General features: G+C 62.4%; 25 protein-coding genes. 21 read left to right on the top strand and 4 right to left on the bottom strand.

The genetic code is table 11. The features are described 5' to 3' along the window. Positions 1 to 47 precede the first annotated feature (47 nt). A complete protein-coding gene (locus AC1DXN_RS21920) occupies positions 48 to 926 on the top strand; it encodes a VOC family protein (protein WP_477276035.1) in 879 nt (292 codons plus the stop codon). Beyond that, positions 923 to 1,756, top strand: coding sequence for a 3-deoxy-8-phosphooctulonate synthase (kdsA, locus tag AC1DXN_RS21915; RefSeq protein ID WP_477276037.1), 834 nt, complete (start codon positions 923 to 925; stop codon positions 1,754 to 1,756). The genes AC1DXN_RS21920 and kdsA overlap by 4 nt, the downstream gene beginning before the upstream one ends. A gap of 4 nt (positions 1,757 to 1,760) precedes the next feature. Here kdsA and AC1DXN_RS21910 read toward each other — a convergent pair whose 3' ends face one another. After that, positions 1,761 to 2,456, bottom strand: a complete 696-nt coding sequence (locus AC1DXN_RS21910) for a hypothetical protein (RefSeq protein WP_477276039.1) — start codon at positions 2,454 to 2,456, stop codon at positions 1,761 to 1,763. A gap of 149 nt (positions 2,457 to 2,605) precedes the next feature. On the opposite strand from AC1DXN_RS21910, the gene AC1DXN_RS21905 reads away from it, so the two are divergent. Together AC1DXN_RS21905 and AC1DXN_RS21900 are read left to right on the top strand one after the other, a co-directional pair. Beyond that, positions 2,606 to 2,809, top strand: coding sequence for a dodecin family protein (locus AC1DXN_RS21905; protein WP_027045027.1), 204 nt, complete (start codon positions 2,606 to 2,608; stop codon positions 2,807 to 2,809). Positions 2,810 to 2,951: 142 nt separating this feature from the next. Continuing rightward, positions 2,952 to 3,317, top strand: a complete 366-nt coding sequence (locus tag AC1DXN_RS21900) for a PRC-barrel domain-containing protein (protein WP_477246737.1) — start codon at positions 2,952 to 2,954, stop codon at positions 3,315 to 3,317. 77 nt (positions 3,318 to 3,394) lie between these two features. Here AC1DXN_RS21900 and AC1DXN_RS21895 read toward each other — a convergent pair whose 3' ends face one another. Then, positions 3,395 to 3,517, bottom strand: coding sequence for a hypothetical protein (locus tag AC1DXN_RS21895; RefSeq protein WP_477246739.1), 123 nt, complete (start codon positions 3,515 to 3,517; stop codon positions 3,395 to 3,397). 208 nt (positions 3,518 to 3,725) lie between these two features. Between AC1DXN_RS21895 and eno the strand changes: the two genes are divergently transcribed. From eno to AC1DXN_RS21840, 11 genes are all read left to right on the top strand, one after another. Next, positions 3,726 to 5,000, top strand: a complete 1,275-nt coding sequence (gene eno, locus AC1DXN_RS21890; RefSeq protein ID WP_477276041.1) for a phosphopyruvate hydratase — start codon at positions 3,726 to 3,728, stop codon at positions 4,998 to 5,000. Positions 5,001 to 5,134: 134 nt separating this feature from the next. Next, positions 5,135 to 5,458, top strand: a complete 324-nt coding sequence (locus AC1DXN_RS21885) for an FtsB family cell division protein (RefSeq protein ID WP_477276043.1) — start codon at positions 5,135 to 5,137, stop codon at positions 5,456 to 5,458. Between the two features lie 195 nt (positions 5,459 to 5,653). Further along, positions 5,654 to 6,685: a pyruvate dehydrogenase (acetyl-transferring) E1 component subunit alpha gene (pdhA, locus tag AC1DXN_RS21880; protein ID WP_477246746.1), complete on the top strand. Its 1,032-nt coding sequence runs from the start codon at positions 5,654 to 5,656 to the stop codon at positions 6,683 to 6,685. 15 nt (positions 6,686 to 6,700) lie between these two features. After that, positions 6,701 to 8,098: a pyruvate dehydrogenase complex E1 component subunit beta gene (locus AC1DXN_RS21875; RefSeq protein ID WP_477276045.1), complete on the top strand. Its 1,398-nt coding sequence runs from the start codon at positions 6,701 to 6,703 to the stop codon at positions 8,096 to 8,098. Positions 8,099 to 8,119: 21 nt separating this feature from the next. Next, a complete protein-coding gene (locus AC1DXN_RS21870; RefSeq protein ID WP_477276047.1) occupies positions 8,120 to 9,490 on the top strand; it encodes a pyruvate dehydrogenase complex dihydrolipoamide acetyltransferase in 1,371 nt (456 codons plus the stop codon). A gap of 13 nt (positions 9,491 to 9,503) precedes the next feature. Next, positions 9,504 to 9,920 (top strand): hypothetical protein, encoded by a 417-nt coding sequence (locus AC1DXN_RS21865; protein ID WP_477276049.1) that lies wholly within the window; start codon positions 9,504 to 9,506, stop codon positions 9,918 to 9,920. After that, positions 9,917 to 10,555: an SGNH/GDSL hydrolase family protein gene (locus AC1DXN_RS21860; protein WP_477276051.1), complete on the top strand. Its 639-nt coding sequence runs from the start codon at positions 9,917 to 9,919 to the stop codon at positions 10,553 to 10,555. The genes AC1DXN_RS21865 and AC1DXN_RS21860 overlap by 4 nt, the downstream gene beginning before the upstream one ends. Before the next feature lie 25 nt (positions 10,556 to 10,580). Beyond that, positions 10,581 to 12,026 (top strand): dihydrolipoyl dehydrogenase, encoded by a 1,446-nt coding sequence (lpdA, locus tag AC1DXN_RS21855; protein ID WP_477276053.1) that lies wholly within the window; start codon positions 10,581 to 10,583, stop codon positions 12,024 to 12,026. A 101-nt stretch (positions 12,027 to 12,127) separates the two neighbouring features. Continuing rightward, positions 12,128 to 12,385: a GlsB/YeaQ/YmgE family stress response membrane protein gene (locus tag AC1DXN_RS21850; protein WP_477246759.1), complete on the top strand. Its 258-nt coding sequence runs from the start codon at positions 12,128 to 12,130 to the stop codon at positions 12,383 to 12,385. Positions 12,386 to 12,522: 137 nt separating this feature from the next. Continuing rightward, positions 12,523 to 13,488, top strand: coding sequence for a lipoyl synthase (lipA, locus tag AC1DXN_RS21845; RefSeq protein ID WP_477276055.1), 966 nt, complete (start codon positions 12,523 to 12,525; stop codon positions 13,486 to 13,488). A 12-nt stretch (positions 13,489 to 13,500) separates the two neighbouring features. Next, positions 13,501 to 13,953 (top strand): type II toxin-antitoxin system RatA family toxin, encoded by a 453-nt coding sequence (locus AC1DXN_RS21840; RefSeq protein ID WP_477276058.1) that lies wholly within the window; start codon positions 13,501 to 13,503, stop codon positions 13,951 to 13,953. On the opposite strand, the gene AC1DXN_RS21835 is transcribed toward AC1DXN_RS21840, so the two are convergent. Together AC1DXN_RS21835 and AC1DXN_RS21830 are read right to left on the bottom strand one after the other, a co-directional pair. Then, positions 13,950 to 14,438: a CinA family protein gene (locus AC1DXN_RS21835; protein WP_477276061.1), complete on the bottom strand. Its 489-nt coding sequence runs from the start codon at positions 14,436 to 14,438 to the stop codon at positions 13,950 to 13,952. The two genes, AC1DXN_RS21840 and AC1DXN_RS21835, sit on opposite strands and share 4 nt — an antisense overlap. Next, on the bottom strand, positions 14,435 to 15,661 hold the full coding sequence (locus AC1DXN_RS21830; protein WP_477276063.1) for a bifunctional 2-C-methyl-D-erythritol 4-phosphate cytidylyltransferase/2-C-methyl-D-erythritol 2,4-cyclodiphosphate synthase: 1,227 nt from the start codon (positions 15,659 to 15,661) through the stop codon (positions 14,435 to 14,437). The genes AC1DXN_RS21835 and AC1DXN_RS21830 overlap by 4 nt, the downstream gene beginning before the upstream one ends. Positions 15,662 to 15,800: 139 nt before the next feature. On the opposite strand from AC1DXN_RS21830, the gene dusB reads away from it, so the two are divergent. The 6 genes from dusB to AC1DXN_RS21800 all read left to right on the top strand — a co-directional run bounded on the left by dusB (position 15,801) and on the right by AC1DXN_RS21800 (position 24,175). Then, on the top strand, positions 15,801 to 16,829 hold the full coding sequence (dusB, locus tag AC1DXN_RS21825; RefSeq protein WP_477276064.1) for a tRNA dihydrouridine synthase DusB: 1,029 nt from the start codon (positions 15,801 to 15,803) through the stop codon (positions 16,827 to 16,829). Next, entirely contained in the window at positions 16,826 to 17,971 is a 1,146-nt protein-coding gene (locus AC1DXN_RS21820) for a two-component system sensor histidine kinase NtrB (protein ID WP_477276066.1), read from the top strand. The genes dusB and AC1DXN_RS21820 overlap by 4 nt, the downstream gene beginning before the upstream one ends. After that, positions 17,968 to 19,425 carry a nitrogen regulation protein NR(I) gene (gene ntrC / locus AC1DXN_RS21815; protein ID WP_477246773.1) on the top strand — a complete coding sequence of 486 codons (1,458 nt, stop codon included), beginning with the start codon at positions 17,968 to 17,970 and terminating at the stop codon, positions 19,423 to 19,425. The genes AC1DXN_RS21820 and ntrC overlap by 4 nt, the downstream gene beginning before the upstream one ends. A gap of 145 nt (positions 19,426 to 19,570) precedes the next feature. Then, on the top strand, positions 19,571 to 21,868 hold the full coding sequence (locus tag AC1DXN_RS21810) for a sensor histidine kinase NtrY-like (RefSeq protein WP_477246775.1): 2,298 nt from the start codon (positions 19,571 to 19,573) through the stop codon (positions 21,866 to 21,868). Beyond that, entirely contained in the window at positions 21,858 to 23,219 is a 1,362-nt protein-coding gene (gene ntrX / locus AC1DXN_RS21805) for a nitrogen assimilation response regulator NtrX (RefSeq protein ID WP_477246777.1), read from the top strand. Before AC1DXN_RS21810 ends, ntrX begins: the two co-directional genes overlap by 11 nt. 92 nt (positions 23,220 to 23,311) lie before the next feature. Further along, complete coding sequence (locus AC1DXN_RS21800) at positions 23,312 to 24,175, top strand: D-amino-acid transaminase (RefSeq protein ID WP_477276068.1); 864 nt, start codon at positions 23,312 to 23,314, stop codon at positions 24,173 to 24,175. Positions 24,176 to 24,300: the final 125 nt, after the last annotated feature.

Here is a 24,300-nt window from a genome sequence, read left to right as displayed (position 1 = left end):
CGATCAAGTCTTGAACCGGTTTGCGGAATGATGCACATCGCGCCTGCATGATCCGAACCATAGAAGCCGGCCCGCTCGATCATTTGGTGCTGCCTACGCAGAGCCTCGATGTGGCGCGAGCCCGGCTCACCTCGCTCGGCTTCGTCGTTGCGCCGACCGGCATCCATCCTTTCGGGACGGAAAACTGCTGTGTTTTCCTCGCCGATGGCACCTATCTCGAACCGCTCGCGGTCGGCAATGAACAGGCAGCGGTGAAGGCCATTGCCGGGGGCAACGTCTTTGTCACCCGCGATCGTCTCTATCGCGAAAATTGCGGCAATGAGGGGATTTCCGCCATTGTTCTGGGCACCGCCAATGCCGACGCGGACCACGCGCGCTTTGTCGAGGCGGGCCTGTCGGCTGGCGACGAGCTGAGCTTTTCGCGGGTCTTCACCGATACCTCGGGAAAAAGCGAAACGGCATCGTTCAAACTGGCCTTCGCAGCTGGCAGCAAGGCGACGGATGCCTTCCTGTTCGCCTGCGAGCGGATCAATGCGCCTGATATCGACCGCACCGCGCTGCAAGCCCACGCCAATGGCGTGACCGGCATCGTCGAAATCGCGGCGGTCAGCGAGGCTCCTTCGCAACAACGCCGCTTGATTTCGATCGTGGCGGGCACCGAGGCGGGGAGCGGCACGGCGTTTGAGCTGTCGAATGCGACCTTGACGGTGCTCGAGCCGGCAGATTTTGCGGCGCGCTTCGGCATTTCGGCCGGCGCGCCGTCAGAACTGCGCTTTGCTGCAATCGTCTACTCGGTCCGCAATGCCGGCGCCGTTGCCAGGCAGCTTGCAGCCGGCGCCATCGAACACGACATACGCGGCAATCAGATTGTCGTGCCGCCGGCGCCCGGACAGGGCGCGGGTTTCATTTTCCGGGAGATCGCATGAGCAAGCCCAATTCGTCCGTAAGTGCCGGCAAGGTCGTCTTCGACAACACCGCGCCGCTGTCGCTGATCGCCGGGCCGTGCCAGCTCGAATCGCGCCAGCATGCTTTCGACATGGCCGGTGCGCTGAAGGAACTGACCGAGAAGCTCGGCATCGGGCTTGTCTACAAGACCAGCTACGACAAGGCCAACCGGACGTCACTTGGCGGGACGCGCGGCGCCGGGCTCGAGGCGGCGCTGCCGGTCTTCGACGATTTGCGCAAGGCGTTTTCGCTGCCGATCCTGACCGACGTTCACACCGAGGAGCAGTGTGCAATCGTCGCGCCGCATGTCGACATTTTGCAGATACCGGCCTTTCTCAGCCGCCAGACCGATCTGCTGACCGCCGCGGCAAGGACCGGAAAGGTGGTCAATGTGAAGAAGGGCCAGTTCCTGGCCCCCTGGGACATGAAGAATGTCGTCGCCAAGATCACCGACTCCGGCAATGCCAATGTGCTTGTCACGGAGCGAGGCGCGTCCTTCGGCTACAACACGCTGGTGTCGGACATGCGCGCGCTGCCGATCATGGCCGAGATCGGCGCGCCGGTGATTTTCGATGCCACCCATTCTGTGCAGCAGCCTGGCGGGCAGGGCGGTTCCACCGGCGGCGATCGGCGTTTTGTCGAGACGCTGGCGCGGGCTGCGGTGGCGGTCGGCGTCGCCGGCGTCTTCATCGAAACCCATCAGGATCCAGACAACGCCCCTTCCGACGGCCCCAACATGGTGCCGCTGAAAGATCTTCCGGCACTGCTCGAAAGGCTGATGGCGTTCGACCGCGTGGCCAAAGCGCGCTAAGCCATCAGTCGTCGTCGTCCTCGCCGGGCCTTCTCATGGTGACCGCGAAGACCGCATAGTAGTCCACGCCAGGCATCGGTGCTGTGACGGTCAGAATCCAGCGCACATTGCCATGCTGGTGTTCGAAAATCGGCGGTCCCACCGACGGCAGTGCGTCGGCCGGGATGGCAAAGGCGAAAGGAATGCCGGCGCTCGATTGCACCGAACCGCGCGGCACAACGATCTTGTCCTGCCACTTGAGTTCGTCCTTGTAGGTGGATTTGGTCCCGGCCGTCGCATTCACGATCGGTCCCCCGACGCGATAGGTGCGGATGCATCGGAGCAGCACGGTGTAGTCTCCGGCGGGATCCAGGTCGCGGCTCGAGCGAATCAGCCCTTCGAAGCGCGTTCCCGGGTTGGCGGGGCCGGCCTGCAGCGTGGTGGTGCCGAATTTGCGAACGCGCAGCGTGTCGCGGATCGCCCTCAGCAACGCGTAAAAACCGATGACGGCGAATACGACCGGAACGAAGACGAGCGGATTGAATGCGCGGTCAGTGACGTCGAAATTGAGCGGCAGCTCGAAATACCAGGGCAGCAGGACCGCGATCAGGCCCATGGCGCCGGCAAAGAAATAACCGCTGGAAGCGTTGGCGGCATTGGCGTCGACCACCGGCGCTGGCAGTTCCGCGACAGTCTCACGCCTATCGGGCTGTTCGGTCATTGCCACCCCCCATGAAACGATCGGACTGCTATTCAATGCCACGCAGGGCTACAGGGTGACAATGGCCGCCGGGGCTGTCCGGCTTGTGGTCGGCAAAAGCCGGCTGTACGCTTGCCCCGTAAAATAAGCGTCTTGGCAGGAGGAAGCCCATGTCTGTCGCCCGCGTCACCGAGATCACGTCGTCATCCAAGAAAAGCTTTCAGGACGCCATCGAGAAGGGAATTGCGCGCGCCTCGAAGACCTTGAAAAACGTCGAAGGCGCCTGGATCCAGGACCAGAAGATCGTCGTCGAGGATGGCAAGATCGCCGCTTACCGCGTCAACATGAAGGTCACGTTCATCCTCGCGGAATGAGCGCCTGCCAACTCCTTGTTCGAGCATGATCTTTTCCGAAAACCGGTCACCACTTTTCGGGATCATGCTCTAAAAAAGTCGGGAACTTTCGCCCGCGCCCCTCATTGTCAAAGTACGATCAACGACAAAGAGGAGCATCGTCATGACCACCCAGACAGGACACACCGAAGCTATCGCCGCTTCGCGGGTCATCGGCACGTCGGTCTACAACACCGAAGGCAAGAGCATTGGCGCCATCGAGGACATCATGCTCGACAAGACGTCGAACGGCATCATGTTCGCGGTGATCGGCTTTGGCGGTTTTCTCGGCATCGGCGAGAAATACCATGCCATTCCGTGGGCGAGTCTCGACTATGACGAGGACAAGGGCGGCTATGTCGTACCCTTCTCCAAGGATCAGCTGAAGGCAGCTCCCGCCTATTCGATCAACGAACTCGCTGGGGCCGACGGCGAGACCGCGCGTGACGCCTCCTATGACTACTACAAGGTCACGCCTTACTGGCATTGAGCGGTTGGACTGACCGAAAGCCGGAATCGAAAAGGCCCCCGGTTTGAACCGGGGGCCTTTCTCTGTGCGGGGAAACTCTACTCAGCCGCCCGAAGGGTTGATAGCTGCATGGCGCCCTGCGGCGACTGCTGATTGTCGCACGACGTCAGGAATGCCGCCGCGATCAGGAACAAACTCACGATACCGCTCAACTGGGACATGGCGAAACTCCTCCTGTTTCGCCCCGCGCAGCTGCGAGCTTAGACCACAAACCAGCCTGCCATGCATGACTTATGATGACAGCGATTTGCGCTTCGTGAATCGGTCGAGCAAACGTGACGGCAATATTTGCGAGTGCCCGATTGCGTTTTGCGGTGCTTTGGCTAAGAGGGGCGCGACGCTTTCAATCGATCAATCGGGGACATCGCAATGACCGCCATCATCGACATTGTCGGGCGTGAAATCCTGGATAGCCGTGGTAATCCGACCGTCGAGGTCGACGTCGTGCTCGAAGACGGCTCGATGGGCCGTGCGGCTGTACCGTCGGGCGCCTCCACCGGCGCGCATGAAGCCGTTGAACTTCGCGACGGCGGCGCCCGCTATCTCGGCAAGGGTGTGCTGAGGGCTGTCGAGGCGGTCAATGGCGAGCTGTTCGAGGCGATCGGCGGCATGGAAGCCGAAAACCAGATCCATATTGACCAGACGATGATCGAGCTCGACGGTACGCCTAACAAGAGCCGGCTCGGCGCCAACGCCATTCTCGGCGTTTCGCTGGCGGTGGCCAAGGCGGCGGCGGTAGCCTCCGGCCTGCCGCTGTATCGCTATGTCGGCGGTGCCAAGGCGCATATCCTGCCGGTGCCGATGATGAACATCATCAATGGCGGCGCGCATGCCGACAATCCGATCGACTTCCAGGAATTCATGATCATGCCGATCGGCGCGCCGACGCTGCGCGAGGGTGTGCGCTGGGGATCGGAGATCTTCCACACGCTGCGCAAGAAGCTGAAGGATGCCGGCCACAACACCAATGTCGGCGACGAAGGCGGCTTTGCTCCCAATCTGAAGAGCGCGCCGGTGGCGCTCGATTTCATCATGGAATCGATCGAAAAGGCTGGCTTCAAGCCGGGCGAGGAAATCGCGCTCGGCCTCGACTGCGCCGCGACCGAGTTCTTCAAGGACGGCAATTACGTCTATGAAGGCGAAAAGAAGAGCCGCGATCCGAAGGCGCAGGCCAAGTACCTGGCCAAGCTCGCCGCCGACTATCCGATCATCTCGATCGAGGACGGGCTGGCCGAGGACGATTGGGAAGGCTGGAAATACCTGACCGACCTAATCGGCAAGAAGACCCAGCTGGTCGGCGACGATTTGTTCGTCACCAACACGGCGCGGCTTCGCGACGGCATCCGCATGGGTGTCGCCAATTCGATCCTGGTCAAGGTCAACCAGATCGGCTCGCTGACCGAGACGCTCGACGCCGTCGAGACCGCGCACAAGGCCGGCTACACCGCCGTCATGTCGCATCGCTCGGGCGAGACCGAGGATTCGACCATCGCCGATCTCGCCGTCGCCACCAATTGCGGGCAGATCAAGACCGGTTCGCTGTCGCGCTCCGACCGCATGGCCAAGTACAACCAGCTGATCCGCATCGAGGAAGAGCTCGGCAAGCAGGCGCGCTATGCCGGCAAGTCGGTTGTGAAAAGCTGATCCCTGGAAATATCAGGAATGACGAGGGCGGGAACATTCCCGCCCTCTTTCGTTTCTGCCCCCACCAAATTCCTCCGTCCGTAACCGTCCATTAAGCACAATCGGGCGAGATGGGGTGGCAGAGGATTGGGATCATGTGGACACGCCAGCACAAGCAGAGAAACACCGGCCGGCTGATCATCCCCTCGCTGTGCGTGGCGTTCCTGGCCTATTTCGGCTTCCATGCCTATCATGGCGAGTTCGGCATCTACTCCAAATATCAGCTGGAAGCGCAGACCGTCGAACTGCAGGCCAAACTCGACGCCATCAAGGCGCGCCGGGTCGATCTGGAGCGGCGCGTGCAGCTGATGCATGAGGGGACGCTGGAGAAGGACATGCTCGACGAGCAGGCGCGCAAGGCGCTCAATCTATCCCAGGCCGACGAAATCACCATCATGTTGCCGGCTTCCTCGAAATAACTCAATTCCAGTTAATCACCGTTATATCAAATGATTTTAATTGCTTAGACGCATGACAGCCATGCATTTTTCTGCATGGCGAAACGCTTTCTCGCGTGTTAGCTTCACTCAAATCGGTGGGGAGAACTGATCTCCCCCGGAGCAGATTTCATTGTGCTCCAGTGTCCACAAAGAGACGCCAACAGGGAGTGATGCATGGCCACCGCCGCCAGAAAAGCGCCTGCCAAATCCACAAAAACCTCGGGGCTTTCCGCCCCCAAGCCCGCTGATTTCAGCAAGGACGAGGAGCTTGCCGCCTACCGGCACATGCTGCTCATCCGCCGCTTCGAGGAAAAGGCCGGCCAGCTTTACGGCATGGGCTTCATCGGCGGCTTCTGCCACCTCTATATCGGCCAGGAAGCGGTCGTCACCGGCATGAAGATGGCGCTGATCGACGGCGACCAGATGATCACCGCCTATCGCGACCACGGCCATATGCTGGCGATGGAACTGTCGCCACGCGGCGTCATGGCCGAGCTGACCGGGCGCCGTGGCGGCCTGTCGCGCGGCAAGGGCGGCTCCATGCACATGTTCTCCAAGGAGAAGCATTTTTACGGCGGCCACGGCATTGTCGGCGCACAGGTGTCGCTCGGCACGGGCCTGGCCTTCGCCAACCGCTACCGCGACAACAACAATGTGTCGCTGACCTATTTCGGCGATGGCGCGGCCAACCAGGGCCAGGTCTATGAAAGCTTCAACATGGCCTCGCTGTGGAAGCTGCCGGTGATCTTCATCATCGAGAACAACCGCTACGCCATGGGTACCTCGGTGTCGCGCTCGTCGGCCGAGACCGATTTCTCGCATCGTGGCGCCTCGTTCAAGATTCCCGGCATCCAGGTCGACGGCATGGATGTACGCGCGGTCAAGGCCGCCGCCGACCTCGCCACCGAATGGTGTCGCGCCGGCAACGGCCCGCTGATCCTCGAGATGCAGACCTATCGCTATCGCGGCCACTCGATGTCCGACCCGGCAAAGTACCGCTCCAAGGAGGAAGTGCAGAAGATGCGCTCCGAGCATGACCCGATCGAGCAGGTCAAGGCGCGGCTGATCGACAAGAAGTGGGCCAGCGAGGACGACCTCAAGACCATCGACAAGGAGGTCCGCGACATCGTCGCCGACGCCGCCGAATTTGCCCAGAACGACGCAGAGCCGGATCCGTCCGAGCTCTGGACCGACATCGTATTGTAACGGGAGGGCAAGGACATGCCGATCGAAATTCTCATGCCCGCTCTCTCGCCGACCATGGAAGAGGGCAATCTTTCCAAGTGGTTGAAGAACGAAGGCGACAAGGTCGTCGCCGGCGACGTCATCGCCGAGATCGAGACCGACAAGGCGACGATGGAAGTCGAAGCCGTCGATGAAGGTACGATCGGCAAGATCGTGGTTCCCGCCGGCACCGAAGGCGTCAAGGTCAACGCGGTGATCGCCATCTTGCTGCAGGAGGGCGAAAGTGCCGCCGATGCCGGCAAGTCTGCGGCGCCCGCCAAAGCGGAAGCCCCGGCAAAGGCGGAAGCCCCGGCCGCGGCTGAAGACACTGCTCCGGCCGCCAAGGCGGCTCCCGTTGCTGCCGCACCGAAAACAGAAGCTGCCGCCGATCCCGACATTCCGGCCGGCACCGAAATGGTCTCGACCACGGTTCGCGAGGCCCTGCGGGATGCGATGGCCGAGGAAATGCGCCGCGATGGCGACGTCTTCGTCATGGGCGAGGAGGTGGCCGAATATCAGGGCGCCTACAAGATCACCCAAGGGCTGCTGCAGGAGTTCGGACCACGGCGGGTCGTCGATACGCCGATCACCGAACACGGCTTTGCCGGCGTCGGCGTGGGCGCGGCGATGGCAGGCCTCAGGCCGATCGTCGAGTTCATGACCTTCAACTTCGCTATGCAGGCGATCGACCAGATCATCAACTCCGCCGCCAAGACGCTCTATATGTCCGGCGGCCAGATGGGTGCGCCGATCGTCTTCCGTGGACCGAACGGTGCGGCTGCCCGTGTCGCTGCCCAGCACTCACAGTGCTACGCCGCCTGGTACAGCCACATTCCCGGCCTGAAAGTCGTGATGCCCTACACGGCGGCTGACGCCAAGGGCTTGCTCAAGGCTGCGATCCGCGACCCGAACCCGGTCATCTTCCTCGAGAACGAAATCCTCTACGGCCAGTCCTTCGACGTGCCGAAGCTGGACGATTTCGTGCTGCCGATCGGCAAGGCGCGTGTGCACAAGACCGGCAAGGATGTCACCATCGTCTCGTTCGGCATCGGCATGACTTATGCGATCAAGGCGGAAGCCGAATTGCGCGCCATGGGCATCGACGTCGAGATCATCGATCTGAGGACCATCCGCCCGCTTGATCTCGACACGATCATCGCCTCGGTCAAGAAGACCAATCGCCTGGTGGTGGTGGAAGAGGGCTATCCGCAGAGTTCGGTCGGCGACCACATCGCCAATCAGGTGTCGCAGCGCGCTTTCGATTTCCTCGATGCGCCGGTGATCACCATCGCCGGCAAGGACGTGCCGATGCCTTATGCGGCCAACCTCGAGAAGCTGGCCTTGCCCAATATTGGCGAGGTCATCGAGGCGGTCAAAGCCGTCACGTATCGCTGAGCCGGTCGGGAGGACAAGAAGATGCCGATCAACATCACCATGCCGGCCCTGTCGCCCACGATGGAAGAGGGCAATCTTTCCAAGTGGCTCGTGAAAGAGGGTGACAAGGTTTCGCCGGGCGACGTGATCGCCGAGATCGAGACCGACAAGGCGACGATGGAAGTCGAAGCCGTCGATGAGGGCATTGTCGCCAAGCTGGTCGTTCCGGCCGGCACCGAAGGCGTCAAGGTCAATTCGCTGATCGCGGTGCTTGCCGCTGAAGGCGAGGATGCGGGAGCGGCGGCGAAAAGCGGTGGCGCTGCTGCGCCAGCAAAGGCCGAAGCGCCGAAAGCTGAGGCTCCCAAGACTGAAGCGCCGAAGCCGGAAGCTGCTGCGGCTGCGCTTGCGCCGGCCAAGGCAGCGGCGGCTCCGGCTGCCAACGGCCATGCAGGCGGTGAGCGCTCCTTCGCCTCGCCACTGGCCCGTCGCATCGCCAAGGATGCCGGTGTCGATGTCTCGGCAGTGACGGGCTCCGGCCCACATGGCCGTGTCGTCAAGGCCGATGTCGAGGCGGCGATTGCCGGTGGTGGCGCCAAGGCGGCTCCGGCTGCGAAAGCGGCGCCTGCCGGCGCTCCGGCTGCTGCGGCACCCGCGCCAAAGGCGATGTCGGACGAGCAGGTGCTGAAACTGTTTGCCGAGGGCTCCTACGATCTCGTCCCGCACGACAATATGCGCAAGACGATTGCGCGGCGGCTGGTCGAGGCCAAGACCACCATTCCGCATTTCTACCTGACGCTTGATTGCGAGCTCGATGCGCTTCTGGCGCTGCGCACGCAGCTCAACGCGGCAGCCCCAGTGAAGAAGACCGAAAAGGGCGAGGTTCCTGCCTACAAGCTGTCGGTCAACGACATGGTGATCAAGGCGATGGCGCTGGCGCTGAAGGCGGTGCCGGATGCCAATGCGTCATGGACTGACAGCGCCATGGTCAAGCACAAGCATGCAGATGTCGGCGTTGCCGTATCGATCCCCGGCGGCCTGATCACGCCGATCATCCGGCACGCCGACGAAAAGACGCTGTCCGTGATTTCCAACGAGATGAAGGACCTGGCCAGCCGCGCCCGCAGCCGCAAGCTGAAGCCCGAGGAATATCAGGGCGGCACGACGGCGGTGTCCAATCTCGGCATGTTCGGCATCAAGGACTTTGCCGCCGTCATCAACCCACCGCATGCGACGATCCTGGCGGTGGGTGCCGGCGAGCAGCGCGCCGTGGTCAGGAATGGCGAGATCAAGGTCGCCACCGTGATGTCGGTGACGCTGTCGACCGATCACCGCGCCGTCGACGGCGCGCTCGGCGCCGAACTGCTGGTAGCCTTCAAGCGGCTGATCGAAAACCCGATGGGCATGCTGGTCTAGGAAGGAAAGGGCGGTGCGGAAATTCGTCACCAGCCTTTTTGCTCTGATCCTTTCCGGTCTGGCCGGCGGGCTGGTGGCGCAGGAACTGGCCGTCATCACCAATGCGCAGGAAGAATACATCCTCGTCTTCATGGCTTCGGTGTTGGTGACCTTCATTGTCACCTTTGTCTTCTTCGTGGCGCAGCTCATGACCGATCCGGTCGCGGCCGTGGCAAGGACGGGCAAGTGGTCGCTGATCGTCTTCGCGGTATTGATTGCCCTGCTGGTCGCCTTGATCCTCTATGCCGACAGCAGTGCGGCGGTGGTGAGCAAAGACATTCCGATGGTTGCCGGCCTTGGCCTGCCGGGGCTGGTGACAATCGTGGTGCAATGGCTGTTCGTACGCTGGCGGGTAAGCCGCGAGCTGGTCAAGGCAGAGGCAAGCGCATGAAAACCATCCTTTGCTATGGCGACTCGCTGACATGGGGCTATGACGCGGCGAGCCTCGGCCGCCATGCGCTGGAGGACCGCTGGCCGAGCGTGCTGCAGGCTGCGTTGGGCGACGATGTCGAAATTATCGCCGAAGGCCTGAACGGCCGTACCACGGCTTTCGACGATCATCTGGCGGGAGCCGACCGCAACGGCGCAAGAGTGTTGCCGACTGTGCTGACGACGCATGCGCCGCTCGACCTGATCGTCATTATGCTCGGCGCCAACGACATGAAGCCCTGGATCCACGGCAATCCGCTCGCGGCCAAGCAAGGCATGCAGCGGCTGATCGACATCGTGCGCGGCCATGACTACCCGTTCGGCTGTGCCGCGCCGCAGATCCTCATCGTCGCGCCGCCCGCGGTCAGCTGCACCGACAATGCCGAATTCAAGGAAATGTTTGCCGGCGGCGATGAAGCCTCGAAGCGGCTGGCGCCGCAATATTCCGCGCTTGCCGACGAGGCCGGCTGCGGCTTTTTCGACGCCGGCACGGTGGCCGTGACCACGCCGCTCGACGGGGTCCATCTCGATGCGGAAAACACGCGGAATATCGGCAACGCGCTGGCGCCGTTGGTGCGTGTGATGCTGGAACTCTAGAGAAAGAAAATCAGGGAGAAAACCCGTGGCTGAATCCTACGACGTCATCATCATCGGCTCCGGTCCCGGCGGCTATGTCACGGCGGTGCGTTCCGCCCAGCTCGGCTTCAAGACGGCGATCGTCGAGCGCGAGCATCTCGGCGGCATCTGCCTCAACTGGGGTTGCATACCGACCAAGGCGCTGCTGCGCTCGGCCGAGATCATGCATTATTCGGATCACCTGAAGGACTATGGGCTGAAGCTCGACGGCAAGGTCAGCGTCGACACCGCTGCCGTGGTCGACCGCTCGCGCAAGGTTTCGCTGCGGCTGAACGGCGGTGTTTCCTTCCTGATGAAGAAGAACAAGGTCGACGTGATCTGGGGCGAGGCAAAGCTCTCCAAGCCGGGCGAGATCGTGGTGTCCAAGACGGTCAAGAAGCCGATGGAACCGCAGCCGCCGGTGCCGAAGGGCGTCAAGGGCGAGGGCACCTACACGGCCAAGCACATCATTCTGGCGACTGGCGCCAGGCCGCGCGCGCTGCCCGGCATCGAGCCGGACGGCAAGCTCATCTGGACCTATTTTGAGGCGATGGTGCCGAAGGAGATGCCGAAATCGCTGCTGGTGATGGGTTCGGGCGCCATCGGCATCGAATTCGCTTCGTTCTATCGCACCATGGGCGCCGAGGTGACGGTGGTCGAGCTTCTGCCGGCGGTGATGCCGGTCGAGGACGCCGAGGTTTCGAAGTTCGCGCAGAAGCAGTTCGAGAAGCAAGGCATGAAGATCATCCTCGAAGCCAAGGTGACCAAGGTCGAGAAAGGTGCCAACTCGGTCACCGCGCATGTCGAGATGAAGGACGGCAAGGTCGAGAAGATCACCGCCGACCGCATGATCTCGGCCGTTGGCGTGCAAGGCAACATCGAGGGCCTCGGGCTGGAAACGCTCGGCGTGAAGACCGATCGCGGCTGCGTCGTCGTCGACGGCTATGGCAAGACCAACGTTCCCGGCATCTACGCCATCGGCGATGTCGCGGGACCGCCGATGCTCGCCCACAAGGCCGAGCATGAGGGCGTGATCTGCGTCGAAAAGATCGCCAATGTCCCCGGCGTGCATGCCATCGACAAGCTGAAGATCCCGGGCTGCACCTATTGCAACCCGCAGGTCGCCTCCGTCGGCCTGACCGAAGCCAAGGCAAAGGCCGAGGGCAAGGACATCCGCGTCGGCCGCTTCCAGTTCGCCGCCAATGGCAAGGCGATCGCGCTCGGCGAGGACCAGGGGTTCATCAAGACCATTTTTGACAAGAAGACCGGCCAGCTGCTCGGCGCGCATATGGTCGGCGCCGAAGTGACCGAGCTGATCCAGGGTTTTGTCGTGGCGATGAACCTCGAAACCACCGAGGAAGAGCTGATGCACACGATCTTCCCGCATCCGACTCTGTCGGAGATGATGAAAGAGAGCGTGCTCGATGCCTATGGCCGCGCGCTCAACGCATGATAAATTGGCGGCGTGAGACTCACACGCCGGAGCCAAGGAACCCAACGGCAAGGTAATTCGTTTCCGGATGCATTTTCACCCGTTACCAGAGGAGAGAGCATATGGACGTGAATGGCGTGGGCTGGGTCGCAGCCATCATCATCGGAGGGCTGGCGGGGTGGTTCGCCGAGATGTTCATGAAGAGCAACACCGGCATCCTGATGAACATCGTTCTCGGCATTGTCGGCGCGATCGTGCTCAATGCCATCCTGCAAGCGCTGCATTTCGGCCCCTTCGGTGTCGGCTGGTTCGCTTTCCTGATCACCGGCTTCATCGGCGCCTGCCTGCTGATCGCGGTCGGACGCATGGTGCGCCGTTAGTCCGCACCAACTGCTGCAATGCGAAAAGGGCTGTGGCGGCATGCGCCGCCACGGTCTTTTTCTTTGTGCCGAAAAGTCCTAGATGATCTTTGAAAAGCGAAAGCCGGAAAGGCGATCGCCAACCAACCGGGTTCAAGATGGTCACTGTCCTCGACACGATCGCCAACGCGCCGCGCCTGCGGCACCCTGAAAAGGCGCACAAGCCTGACCAGGACGTGCTGCGCAAACCCGACTGGATCCGCGTCAAGGCGCCAATGTCGAAGGGCTATGCCGAGACGCGTGAGATCGTGAAGTCGCACAAGCTGGTGACGGTCTGCGAAGAGGCGGGCTGCCCCAATATCGGCGAGTGCTGGGAGAAGAAGCACGCCACCTTCATGATCATGGGCGAGATCTGCACACGCGCCTGCGCCTTCTGCAACGTCGCCACCGGCATTCCGACCGCACTTGATGCCGACGAGCCGGCGCGTGTCGCGCACGCCGTCAAGCAGATGGGGCTGAGCCATGTGGTCATCACCTCCGTCGACCGCGACGATCTAGCTGATGGCGGTGCCCAGCATTTCGCCGAAGTCATCCGCGCCATCCGGGCAGCGACGCCTTTGACGACCATCGAAATCCTGACGCCTGACTTCCTGCGCAAGGAGGGTGCACTGGAGATCGTCGTGGCGGCCAAGCCCGACGTCTTCAACCACAATCTGGAGACGGTGCCGTCGAACTATCTGACGGTGCGGCCTGGCGCGCGCTACTTCCACTCGATCAGGCTGCTGCAGCGGGTCAAGGAACTCGATCCGTCGATCTTCACCAAATCCGGCATCATGGTTGGCCTCGGTGAGGAGCGGAACGAGATCCTGCAGTTGATGGACGATCTGCGCTCGGCCAATGTCGACTTCATGACCATCGGCCAGTATCTGCAGCCGTCGAAAAAGCACCATCCGGTGATCCGCTTCGTCACGCCGGAGGAATTCAAGTCCTTCGAGACGATCGGCCGGACCAAGGGTTTCCTGCTGGTGGCGTCGAGCCCGCTGACGCGTTCGTCGCATCACGCCGGCGACGATTTCGCCAGGCTGCGCGCGGCGCGTGAAGCGCTGTTCAAGAAATCAGCCTAACACGCTGGTTTCATGCCTAAATTCGAAGCCACTCGCCGCGTCGCCCATACGCCGGAGCAGATGTTCGCGCTGGTCGCGGATGTCGAGACCTATCCTCAATTTCTGCCGCTTTGCGAAGCGCTGACGGTGCGTTCGCGCAAGGAGCGCGACGGCCGGACGATTCTCGTTGCCGACATGACCATCGGCTACAAGGCGATCCGCGAGACGTTCTCGACGCAGGTGCTGTTGAAGCCGGATGAGAACGCCATCGACGTCAAATACATCGATGGCCCGTTCAAATATCTGAGCAATGTCTGGCGCTTCGAGCCGGCCGAGGGCGGCTGTACCGTCCGTTTCTTCATCGACTACGAGTTCAAGAGCCGCATTCTGGGCGCGGTGATGGGAACCATGTTCGACCGCGCCTTCCGCATGTTCGCCGAGGCGTTCGAGAAGCGCGCCGACGTCATTTATGGAAAGCCGGCCTAATTAGCGCCCAGCGCGCGCAGCCCGAGTTGCAGCGCGTGCCTCACCGTCTCGTGGCGGATGAATTCGCGACCCTTGTGGCCAAACAGCTGGCGCTCGGCGACAACCGGCTGGCCGGCGAGCGCCAGGCCGAACCAGACGAGGCCGACCGGCTTGTCGGCCGAACCGCCGCCTGGGCCGGCTATGCCGGTAACGGCAAGAGAAAGGCTCGCGCGCGAATGCGCCAGCGCGCCGGCCGCCATCTCCAGCACCGTTTCGCGCGAGACGGCGCCATGCGCGTCGAGTGTAGCGGCGGAGACGCCGAGCATCTCCATCTTGGCCTCGTTGGAATAGGTGATGAAACCGCGATCGACGACGGCCGATGAGCCGGCGATGTCGGTCAGCGCGGCGATGATCAGGCCGCCGGTGCAGCTTTCGGCCGTTGCCAGCATGATGCCGCGTTGCTGACAGGCCAGGAGCAAGGCGTTGGCGAGCTCGGCGTTGCTCATGCGGGGACCTCGCCCGGAAAAACGACGCTAGCGGTCGCAATCGCCGCTATGCCTTCCTCGCGGCCGACAAAGCCGAGCTTTTCGTTGGTTGTCGCCTTGATCGAGATGCGATCCGGGGAAATGCCGAGCATTGCCGAAAGCGCCGCGGTCATCGCGTCGCGATGCGGGCCGACGCGCGGCGCCTCGCAGATCAGCGTTATGTCGGCATTGGCGATGCGCCCGCCGCGCCCGCGCACCAGCTTCGCCGCGTGTTCGACGAAGATTTTTGAAGCCGCGCCCTTCCATTGCGGGTCGGAGGGCGGGAAATGCGTGCCGATATCGCCGGCGCCACAGGTGGCGAGCAGGGCATCGGTCAAGGCATGCAGGCCGACATCGGCGTCCGAATGTCCCGACAGTTTCTTGCCGTGCGGGATGGCAATGCCGCACAAAGTGACATGGTCGCCGGGCTCAAACGCGTGCACGTCATAGCCGTTGCCGGTGCGGATGTCGGGAAAACGCTGATGTTCGCCGGAAAGCCGCTGATCCGCCATCGCGATGTCCCTTGCCCAGGTCAGTTTGACATTGTCCGGTGATCCCTGAACGATTTTTACCGGAATATGCGCCCATTCGGCGATCGCGGCGTCGTCGGTGAAATCCGTCTTGCCCAGATGATGGGCCTTTTCGTGCGCAGCCAGGATCGGCCAGAACGGAAAGCCTTGCGGTGTCTGCGCGGCATGAAGCCCGTTTCTGGAAACCGTCTCTTCGATCATGCCGGCGGCCGACTCGCGCTTCAGCGTGTCGGCGACGGGCAGAGCCGGCAGCGCGCCCTGGCGCTCGCCGATGGCCTCAATCGTGCGGTCTATCAGGCCGGCGTCCACGAAGGGACGCACGGCGTCATGAACGAGAACCCGGCTCGGCGCATGTTCCCGCAGCGCAAGCAGGCCAAGCCGGACCGAGGCCTGCCTCGATTCGCCGCCGATCACGGCTGTGACCCGGTCGGCATTTGCGCCAGCCGCGCGGCGGAAGAGCGCGCGGTCGTCGGCATGAATGGCGACGATGACGGGACCGGTTCTCGGGTGCGAAAGAAACATATCCAGCGTGCGCGCAATGACCGCGCTGCCGCCGATGCTCTGGTACTGCTTCGGGCCATCGGCCTGGCCGGCACGCGCACCACGGCCGGCGGCGACGATAACCACGCCAACCTTGTCGCCCGCAGCCACTTGTTTTTCGCTTGCATCTGTCATTGTGAGTGCCTTAGTCGCGGCTATCGTCGAAGGCCAGCATTTTCCCGAATGCGTCTTGATGTGGCGTCATTCCGCGTTGCACATTGCCAGCATTCTGGCTAGAGAATGTGCAGCAATTGAACATGCTTGGTTTTTGTGCATGCCTGATGTGACCAAATTGGCTTCGCCGCTGGACGTGGGCGGCGTGAAAATCCGCAATCGCGTCTTTCTCGCGCCGATGTCGGGGATTACCGACGAACCCTTCCGGCAGCGCGCCCATGCGCACGGTGCGGGCCTGGTCGTATCCGAAATGGTGGCCAGCGGTGAGCTTGCCAAGGGCAGGGCAGGTTGCGACCTGCGCATCCGTCACTCCGGCCTGCCGGTACACATGGTCCAGCTTGCCGGCCGCGAGGCCGCGCATATGGCCGAAGGCGCGCGAATCGCCGCCGGTGAGGGCGCCGACATCATCGACATCAACATGGGCTGCCCGGCCAAGAAGGTGACGGGCGGCTATGCCGGTTCGGCGCTGATGCGCGATCTCGACCACGCATTGTCGCTGATCGAGGCCGTGGTTGGTGCCGTCGAGGTGCCGGTCACGGTCAAGATGCGGCTCGGCTGGGATGAAAGTGCGCTCAATGCACCTATGCTGGCGCGCCGCGCCGAACAAGCCGGCGTCAGGATGGTGACGGTGCATGGCCGCACGCGTTGCCAGTTTTATCAAGGCAAGGCGGACTGGCGCGCCATCGCGCGCATCAAGGACGCCGTGTCGATCCCGGTTGTCGCCAATGGCGATGTCGGCTCGCCGGCGGAGGCCGCCGATATCCTTGACCAGTCGGGCGCCGATGCGGTGATGATCGGCCGCGCCCATTACGGCGCGCCATGGACGGCCGGCAGAATCGCTGCGGCCGCAGCGGGCAATCCAGCCTCCGGCATCCCGGAAAGCCCGGCAGCCATGGCCGACTACATCGCCTCCCACTACGAGGACATGCTGACCCTTTACGGCGTCGAAAGCGGCCTACGCCAGGCACGCAAGCACCTCGGCTGGTACCTCGACCGCAACGCCGCCGGCGTTGCCGACGACCGGCGCAAGGCGATCCTGACCTCGTTCGAACCCGCCCGTGTGATCGCTGAGCTGCGCGATCTGTTTTCAAGCGCTGCCGGTGCGATGAACCTGCGGAGCGCGGCATGAACGCCACCGTTACACAGGGCACCGACATGGCGAAAGCCGCCCACATCGTGCTTAACACCATCCGCCGACCGGTGATCATGGTGGATACGGACGGGTTCATCACCTACGCCAATGCCGATGCCGAAGACTTTTTTCGCTCGAGTGCGACCATGCTCGCCCGCAACACGCTGCCAAAACTCATTCCCTTCGGCAGCCCGCTGTTGACGCTGGTCGACCAGGTGCGCGAGCGCCGCGCGCCGGTCAACGAGTACCGCGTTGATGTGTCGTCGCCCCGTCTCGGCATCGAAAAGGTCGTCGACCTCTATGTGGCGCCGGTGCCGGAATTCCCAGGCTCGGTCGTGGTGATGTTCCAGGAGCGGTCAATGGCCGACAAGATCGACCGGCAAATGACGCATCGCGGTGCGGCGCGCTCAGTCACTGGCCTTGCCGCCATGCTTGCCCACGAGATCAAGAACCCGCTGTCGGGCATACGCGGTGCTGCCCAGTTGCTCGAACTCTCAGCTTCCGACGAAGACCGCGCGCTGACGCGGCTCATCACCGACGAGACCGACCGCATCGTCTCGCTGGTCGATCGCATGGAGGTGTTTACCGACGAGCGGCCGATCGACCGCTACCCGGTCAACATCCATGTCGTGCTCGACCACGTGAAGGCGCTTGCCAAGAACGGTTTTGCCAAACGAATCAAGATATTGGAGGACTATGATCCATCATTGCCTCCGGTGTTCGCCAACCGCGACCAGCTGATCCAGGTGTTCCTCAACCTGGTCAAGAACGCCGCTGAGGCGATCGGCAGCGACCCGCACGGCGAGATCATCCTGTCGACCGCGTTCCGGCCAGGCATCCGCGTTTCGGTGCCGGGGACGCAGGATCGCGTCTCGTTGCCGCTGGAATTCTGCGTGCGCGACAATGGTTCGGGTGTTTCGGAAGACATCCTGCCGATCCTGTTCGACCCGTTCATCACCACCAAGCCGAATGGTTCAGGCCTCGGCCTGGCGCTGGTGGCAAAAATCGTCGGCGAGCATGGCGGCATCATCGAATGCGATTCAACGCCGCGCGGAACCACCTTCCGCATCCTGATGCCGGCCTGGAAAGAAACACCGTACGACACTGCCGATGATGAAGGCGAAGGAGACCGCAAATGACGGTTCGCGGCAATATTCTCGTCGCCGACGACGATGCGGCCATCCGCACCGTGCTCAATCAGGCGCTGTCGCGCGTCGGCCATGAGGTGCGCGTGACCTCCAACGCCTCGACGCTGTGGCGCTGGGTGGCTGCGGGCGAGGGCGATCTGGTGATCACTGACGTAGTCATGCCGGACGAGAACGCTTTCGACATGCTGCCGCGCATCAAGAAGGCACGGCCGGAACTGCCAGTTATCGTCATGAGTGCGCAAAACACCTTCATGACCGCGATTCGCGCTTCTGAAACCGGCGCTTACGAATATCTGCCGAAGCCGTTCGACCTGACCGAGCTGCTCAACATCGTCAATCGGGCGCTTTCCGAGCCAAGGCGGCCTAAGATCGATACGGGTCCGGCCGAGCAGCCGGAAACGATGCCGCTGGTCGGCCGCTCGGCGGCCATGCAGGACATCTACCGCATGCTGGCGCGCATGATGCAGACCGATCTGACGGTGATGATCTCGGGCGAATCGGGGACCGGCAAGGAACTCGTCGCCCGTGCATTGCACGAATATGGCCGCCGCCGTGGCGGCCCGTTCGTCGCGATCAACATGGCGGCAATCCCGCGCGATCTGATCGAATCGGAACTGTTCGGCCATGAGAAGGGCGCCTTCACCGGCGCGCAGAACCGCTCCACCGGCCGTTTCGAACAGGCTGAAGGCGGCACGCTGTTCCTCGACGAGATCGGCGACATGCCGATGGAAGCGCAGACGCGGCTTCTGCGCGTGCTGCAGCAAGGCGAATACACCACGGTCGGCGGACGCACGCCGATCAAGACGGATGTGCGCATCGTTGCCGCCACCAACAAGGATTTGCGCACGCTGATCAACCAGGGGCTGTTTCGCGAGGACCTTTTCTATCGCCTGAACGTCGTGCCGCTCAGGCTGCCGGCGTTGCGCGAGCGGTCCGAGGACGTTCCGGATTTGGTGCGCCACTTCTTCAAGCTTGGCGCCATGGAAGGCCTGCAGACCAAGCGCATTTCCACTGGCGGCATCGAGCTGATGAAGCGCTATCCGTGGCCCGGCAATGTGCGCGAACTGGAAAACCTGGTTCGCCGGCTTGCCGCCCTCTACTCCCAGGACGAGATTTCGGCCGAGATCATCGAAGCCGAACTGAAGACCGGCGAGAGGCCGGTGGTTCCGGGCGGCGGCAATCTCATTCCGGACGACCTGTCCATCGGCCAGGCGGTGGAGCATTTCCTGCAGCGCTATTTTACGTCATTTGCCGGCGAATTGCCGCCTGCCGGCCTCTACCAGCGCATTCTGTCCGAGGTCGAATATCCGCTGGTGCTGGCCTCGATGACGGCAACGCGCGGCAACCAGATCAAGGCCGCGGAACTGCTGGGCTTGAACCGCAATACGCTGCGCAAGAAGATTCGCGAGCTCGGCGTCAACGTCTACAAATCGTCGAGGTCTTGAAATCACAAATCCGGACGAAAGGGTGTAGGCCCGCCGTTTTTCCGGGGATCGAGCGCCGAAAGATTTCCGTCTCGGCCACACTTGTTGCATAATCGCCACAATGCGTTGCATACATCCGACGCAATCAATGGCTCCAGACGGCGACATGGCTCCGCAGGCTCCGACACTGAACGAACCGCTTTTCAGCGAACCCGGCGCAAGGGATGGGCGCCGGCTGCTTGCGTTGCCCGGCGTGGTTGCAATTGCCGGTGCGCTGATTACGGCCGCGATCTCGTTTGCCATTCTCGTCGGCGCCACGCCGATCACACCGGACGAGAAGACGACGCTGGCGCTTATTGCGCTCAATGCCACCTTCGTCCTGTTCCTGATCGCGTTGGTTGGCCGCGAGGTGCATCGCATCGCGATGGCGCGCCGGCACGGCAAGGCGGCGTCGCGGTTGCATGTGCGCATCGTGGCGATGTTTGCGTTGGTCGCTGCCATTCCCGCCATCATGGTGGCCATCATCGCCTCGATCACGCTCGATATCGGCCTCGACCGCTGGTTCGAGATCCGCACCAAGACGATCGTCAATTCGTCGCTGTCGATCGCCGATGCCTATGTGCAGGAAAACGCCCGCAATCTGCAGGGTACGACACTGTCGATGGCCTATGACCTCGATGCGTCGCGCACGCTCTACGGCCTCGATAGGACTGGCTTTCTCGACCTCATGAACAAGGAAGCCGTCGGACGAACATTGGCCCATGCGGCGCTGATCAAGCCTGACGGCTCGTTCGTCATGAGCGCCAAGACCGACACGGATTTCGCCATGCCCGAGCCGCCGGAAGGTGCCGTAGCCAGCGCTGCCGACGGCAAGCCGGTGCTGATCGAACCAAAGACCCGCAACATCATGGGCGCCATCGTCAAGTTGCGCGAGATCGAAGGGCTCTATCTCTACACCATTCGCCTCGTCGATCCCGAAGTCATCAAGGCGCGGCAGATCGTCCAGTCCAACACCGCAGAATATCGCGGCCTGGAAGAAAATCGCCGCACGTCACAGGTGGCGTTTGCGCTTCCCTATCTGTCCTTGACGCTGATCATCATCCTGTCGGCCATCTGGACCGGCATTGCGGTCGCCGACCGCCTGGTGCGGCCAATCCGCCAGCTGATCGGTGCGGCTGACGAGGTTGCGACCGGCAATCTCGACGTCGCCGTCGCCGTTCGACCTTCCGACGGCGATGTCGCATCGCTCGGCGATACGTTCAACAAGATGCTGCTGGAGCTGAAATCGCAGCGCAACGAGATCCTCTCCGCCAAGGATTTGATCGACGAGCGCCGGCGCTTTTCGGAAGCGGTGCTTGCCGGCGTTACCGCCGGCGTCATCGGCGTCGACCCTTACGGCATCGTCACCATCGTCAACAAATCAGCCGAGACGATGCTGGCCATATCGGCAACCGGAGCGCTCGGGCAGAACCTTTCCGCGGTGCTGCCGCATGTCGGCCGCGTTTTCGAGATCGGCCGCAAGTCGGGCAAGCCGGTCTACCGCGAGCAGGTGACCTTCTATCGCGCCGGTGCCGAGCGGACCTTCAACGTGCAGATCACCATCGAGGCCGGCGACGACGGGTCGGAAGAAAAATCCTATGTGGTGACGGTCGACGACATCACCGACCTGGTCCAGGCGCAGCGTTCGTCGGCCTGGGCCGACGTGGCGCGGCGCATCGCCCACGAGATCAAGAATCCGCTGACGCCGATCCAGCTTTCGGCCGAGCGCATCAAACGCCGCTTCGGCAAGGTCATCACCGAGGACCGCGAAATTTTCGACCAGTGCACCGACACGATCATCCGGCAGGTCGAGGACATCGGTCGCATGGTCGACGAATTCTCGGCTTTTGCCCGCATGCCGAAGCCCGAGATGAAGGCTATCGACTTGCGCGAATCGTTGCGTGAGGCTTCGTTCCTGGTCGAGGTGAGCCGTGCCGACATCGCTTTCGAACGCGTCTTCGGCAACGAGCCGCTGAAGGGCACGTTCGACAGCCGCCTGATGGCGCAGGCTTTCGGCAACGTCATCAAGAACGCCGCCGAGGCCATTGACGGACTTGATCAAAATGACCGCCCGCACGGCATAATCCGGATTCAAGCCGGGCGCCAGAATGGCGCAATCAGAATCGATGTCATCGACAATGGCAAAGGTTTGCCGCGCGAGAATCGCCAACGGCTGCTCGAGCCCTATATGACGACACGCGAGAAGGGCACCGGGCTCGGTCTGGCAATCGTCAAGAAGATCGTGGAGGACCATGGCGGACGGCTCGAACTGCATGACGCTCCAAAGGATTTCCACGAAGGGCGCGGCGCGATGATCAGCATCATCCTGCCGCCCGCCGCCGCCGCCACTGCTGCCGCGCCGTCGCGTGGCGAGGGCAGGGCGGAACACGAAAGAGAAACTGAAAAGGTCGGTAATGGCGTCTGATATTCTCATCGTCGATGACGAGGAAGACATCCGTGAACTCGTCGCGGGCATTTTGAGCGACGAAGGTCATGAAACCCGCACGGCATTCGATGCCGACAGCGCGCTGGCGGCGATCGCCGACCGGGCGCCACGGTTGATTTTCCTCGACATCTGGCTGCAGGGCTCGCGTCTCGACGGCCTTGCATTGCTTGACGAGATCAAGACCATGCACCCGACCTTGCCGGTGGTGATGATCTCCGGCCATGGCAACATCGAAACGGCGGTGTCCGCCATTCGCCGTGGCGCCTACGATTTCATCGAGAAACCGTTCAAGGCCGACAGGCTGATCCTGATTGCCGAACGCGCGCTCGAGACCTCCAAATTGAGACGCGAGGTTTCGGATCTCAAGCAGCGCAGCGGCGAAACCTTCGACCTGATCGGCATGTCGTCGGCGATGAGCCAGTTGCGGCAGACCATCGAGCGCGTCGCGCCGACCAACAGCCGCGTCATGATCATCGGCCCCTCCGGTTCGGGCAAGGAACTGGCGGCGCGTGCCATCCACACGCTGTCGGCGCGCAAGGGCGCACCGTTCGTGACGCTGAGTGCCGCCAACATCACGCCCGAGCGCATGGAAATCGAGCTGTTCGGCACCGAATCCAACGGTGTCGAGCGCAAGGTCGGGGCGCTGGAAGAAGCGCATCGCGGTATCCTCTATATCGACGAAGTGGCCGACATGCCGCGCGAGACGCAGAACAAGATCCTGCGCGTGCTGGTCGAGCAGCAATTCGAGCGGGTAGGCGGGACCAAGCGGGTCAAGGTCGATGTCCGCATCATTTCGTCGACCTCGCAGAACCTGGAGGCGATGATCGCCGACGGCCGTTTCCGCGAGGATCTCTATCATCGCCTGGCGGTGGTTCCGGTCATGGTGCCGGGGCTGGCCGAGCGGCGCGAGGACATCCCCTATCTGGTCGACAATTTCATGAAGCAGATTGCGCGCCAGGCCGGCATCCGGCCTCGTCGCATCGGCGATGATGCGCTGGCGGTGCTGCAGGCGCACAACTGGCCCGGCAACGTCCGCCAGCTGCGCAACAATGTCGAGCGGCTGATGATCCTGGCGCGTGGCGACGATGTCGATGCGCCGATCACCGCCGACCTTTTGCCGGCTGAAATCGGCGATGTCATGCCACGCACGCCAAACCAGTCGGATCAGCACATCATGGCACTGCCGCTGCGTGAAGCACGCGAACAGTTCGAGAAGGACTATCTGATCGCCCAGATCAACCGTTTTGGCGGCAACATCTCGAAGACGGCCGAGTTCATCGGCATGGAGCGTTCCGCACTTCACCGCAAGTTGAAGTCGCTGGGCGTCTGATCGGCCCAGCTCGCCGTGGCCCACGCAATTGTCGGTTACGGCGGCGGCGGAATCGCCTAAAGACAGCCGGGACTATTCTCGAGGGTTTCTGAATGCCGCGCATTGCCTATGTGAACGGACGCTACGTCGCCCATGCCGACGCTGCCGTGCATATTGAAGACCGTGGCTATCAGTTCGCCGACGGCGTCTACGAGGTCTGCGAGGTGGCACGCGGCTTCATCGTCGACATGCCGCGCCATCTCGCACGGCTGAACCGCTCGCTTAGCGAATTGTCGATTGCCTGGCCGGTCACCCAAGGTGTGCTGCCGCTCATCCTGCGCGAAGTGGTCAACCGCAACCACGTCACCAACGGCCTGGTTTATGTCCAGGTGACGCGCGGCGTCGCCAGCCGCGACTTTGTCTTCCCGTCGGCTGACACCAAGCCGTCCCTGGTGGTGACCGCCAGGAAGGCCGATCCGGCGGCTGGAGCAAAGCGAGGCGAGACCGGCATCGCCGTCATCACCGTGCCCGAGAACCGGTGGGACAGGGTCGACATCAAGACGGTCGGGCTGCTGCCCAATGTATTGGCCAAGCAGAAGGCCAAGGAAGCCGGCGCCCAGGAAGCGTGGTTTGTCGACACCGATGGCAACGTCAAGGAAGGCGGCTCATCGAACGCCTGGATCGTCACGCGGGATGGTGTTCTGGTCACCAGGCCGGCCGAGCATGGCATCCTGCGCGGCATCACCCGCACGACGCTGTTCGAGGTGGCAGCCAAGCTCGGCTTAAAGATCGAGGAACGGGGTTTTTCGGTCACTGAGGCCAAGGCCGCGCGCGAGGCTTTCATCAGTTCAGCGACGACAATTGCCATGCCTGTCGTGGTCATCGATGGCGATCCGGTCGCCAACGGACATCCCGGTTCTGTGACACTTTCGTTGCGGCAGGCCTTTTTTGACATTGCGGAAAAAAGTCCAGCCTGATAACCGCACAGGTGGAATGCACATCAATATATCTCGTTCTGCTTGTCGTTACTGACGGCAAGAGGGGGTTTGCGCGCTTGACATGTGCCGTTTAGTTTGGCGCACTGGGCTGCAAACCGAAGGGG

This window comes from Mesorhizobium sp. P2_H9, assembly GCF_056403215.1.
Note: the sequence above shows the minus strand (reverse complement) of the source record. Positions and strands in the feature narration are given on the sequence as shown.

Bases quoted from the DNA above. Each gene is read 5' to 3' on its own strand.
- AC1DXN_RS21920 (WP_477276035.1), top strand. From the start codon at position 48: ATGATCCGAACCATAGAAGCCGGCCCGCTCGATCATTTGGTGCTGCCT.
- kdsA (WP_477276037.1), top strand. From the start codon at position 923: ATGAGCAAGCCCAATTCGTCCGTAAGTGCCGGCAAGGTCGTCTTCGAC.
- AC1DXN_RS21910 (WP_477276039.1), bottom strand. From the start codon at position 2,456: ATGACCGAACAGCCCGATAGGCGTGAGACTGTCGCGGAACTGCCAGCG.
- AC1DXN_RS21905 (WP_027045027.1), top strand. From the start codon at position 2,606: ATGTCTGTCGCCCGCGTCACCGAGATCACGTCGTCATCCAAGAAAAGC.
- AC1DXN_RS21900 (WP_477246737.1), top strand. From the start codon at position 2,952: ATGACCACCCAGACAGGACACACCGAAGCTATCGCCGCTTCGCGGGTC.
- AC1DXN_RS21895 (WP_477246739.1), bottom strand. From the start codon at position 3,517: ATGTCCCAGTTGAGCGGTATCGTGAGTTTGTTCCTGATCGCGGCGGCA.
- eno (WP_477276041.1), top strand. From the start codon at position 3,726: ATGACCGCCATCATCGACATTGTCGGGCGTGAAATCCTGGATAGCCGT.
- AC1DXN_RS21885 (WP_477276043.1), top strand. From the start codon at position 5,135: ATGTGGACACGCCAGCACAAGCAGAGAAACACCGGCCGGCTGATCATC.
- pdhA (WP_477246746.1), top strand. From the start codon at position 5,654: ATGGCCACCGCCGCCAGAAAAGCGCCTGCCAAATCCACAAAAACCTCG.
- AC1DXN_RS21875 (WP_477276045.1), top strand. From the start codon at position 6,701: ATGCCGATCGAAATTCTCATGCCCGCTCTCTCGCCGACCATGGAAGAG.
- AC1DXN_RS21870 (WP_477276047.1), top strand. From the start codon at position 8,120: ATGCCGATCAACATCACCATGCCGGCCCTGTCGCCCACGATGGAAGAG.
- AC1DXN_RS21860 (WP_477276051.1), top strand. From the start codon at position 9,917: ATGAAAACCATCCTTTGCTATGGCGACTCGCTGACATGGGGCTATGAC.
- AC1DXN_RS21850 (WP_477246759.1), top strand. From the start codon at position 12,128: ATGGACGTGAATGGCGTGGGCTGGGTCGCAGCCATCATCATCGGAGGG.
- lipA (WP_477276055.1), top strand. From the start codon at position 12,523: ATGGTCACTGTCCTCGACACGATCGCCAACGCGCCGCGCCTGCGGCAC.
- AC1DXN_RS21840 (WP_477276058.1), top strand. From the start codon at position 13,501: ATGCCTAAATTCGAAGCCACTCGCCGCGTCGCCCATACGCCGGAGCAG.
- AC1DXN_RS21835 (WP_477276061.1), bottom strand. From the start codon at position 14,438: ATGAGCAACGCCGAGCTCGCCAACGCCTTGCTCCTGGCCTGTCAGCAA.
- AC1DXN_RS21830 (WP_477276063.1), bottom strand. From the start codon at position 15,661: ATGACAGATGCAAGCGAAAAACAAGTGGCTGCGGGCGACAAGGTTGGC.
- dusB (WP_477276064.1), top strand. From the start codon at position 15,801: ATGCCTGATGTGACCAAATTGGCTTCGCCGCTGGACGTGGGCGGCGTG.
- AC1DXN_RS21820 (WP_477276066.1), top strand. From the start codon at position 16,826: ATGAACGCCACCGTTACACAGGGCACCGACATGGCGAAAGCCGCCCAC.
- ntrC (WP_477246773.1), top strand. From the start codon at position 17,968: ATGACGGTTCGCGGCAATATTCTCGTCGCCGACGACGATGCGGCCATC.
- AC1DXN_RS21810 (WP_477246775.1), top strand. From the start codon at position 19,571: ATGGCTCCGCAGGCTCCGACACTGAACGAACCGCTTTTCAGCGAACCC.
- ntrX (WP_477246777.1), top strand. From the start codon at position 21,858: ATGGCGTCTGATATTCTCATCGTCGATGACGAGGAAGACATCCGTGAA.
- AC1DXN_RS21800 (WP_477276068.1), top strand. From the start codon at position 23,312: ATGCCGCGCATTGCCTATGTGAACGGACGCTACGTCGCCCATGCCGAC.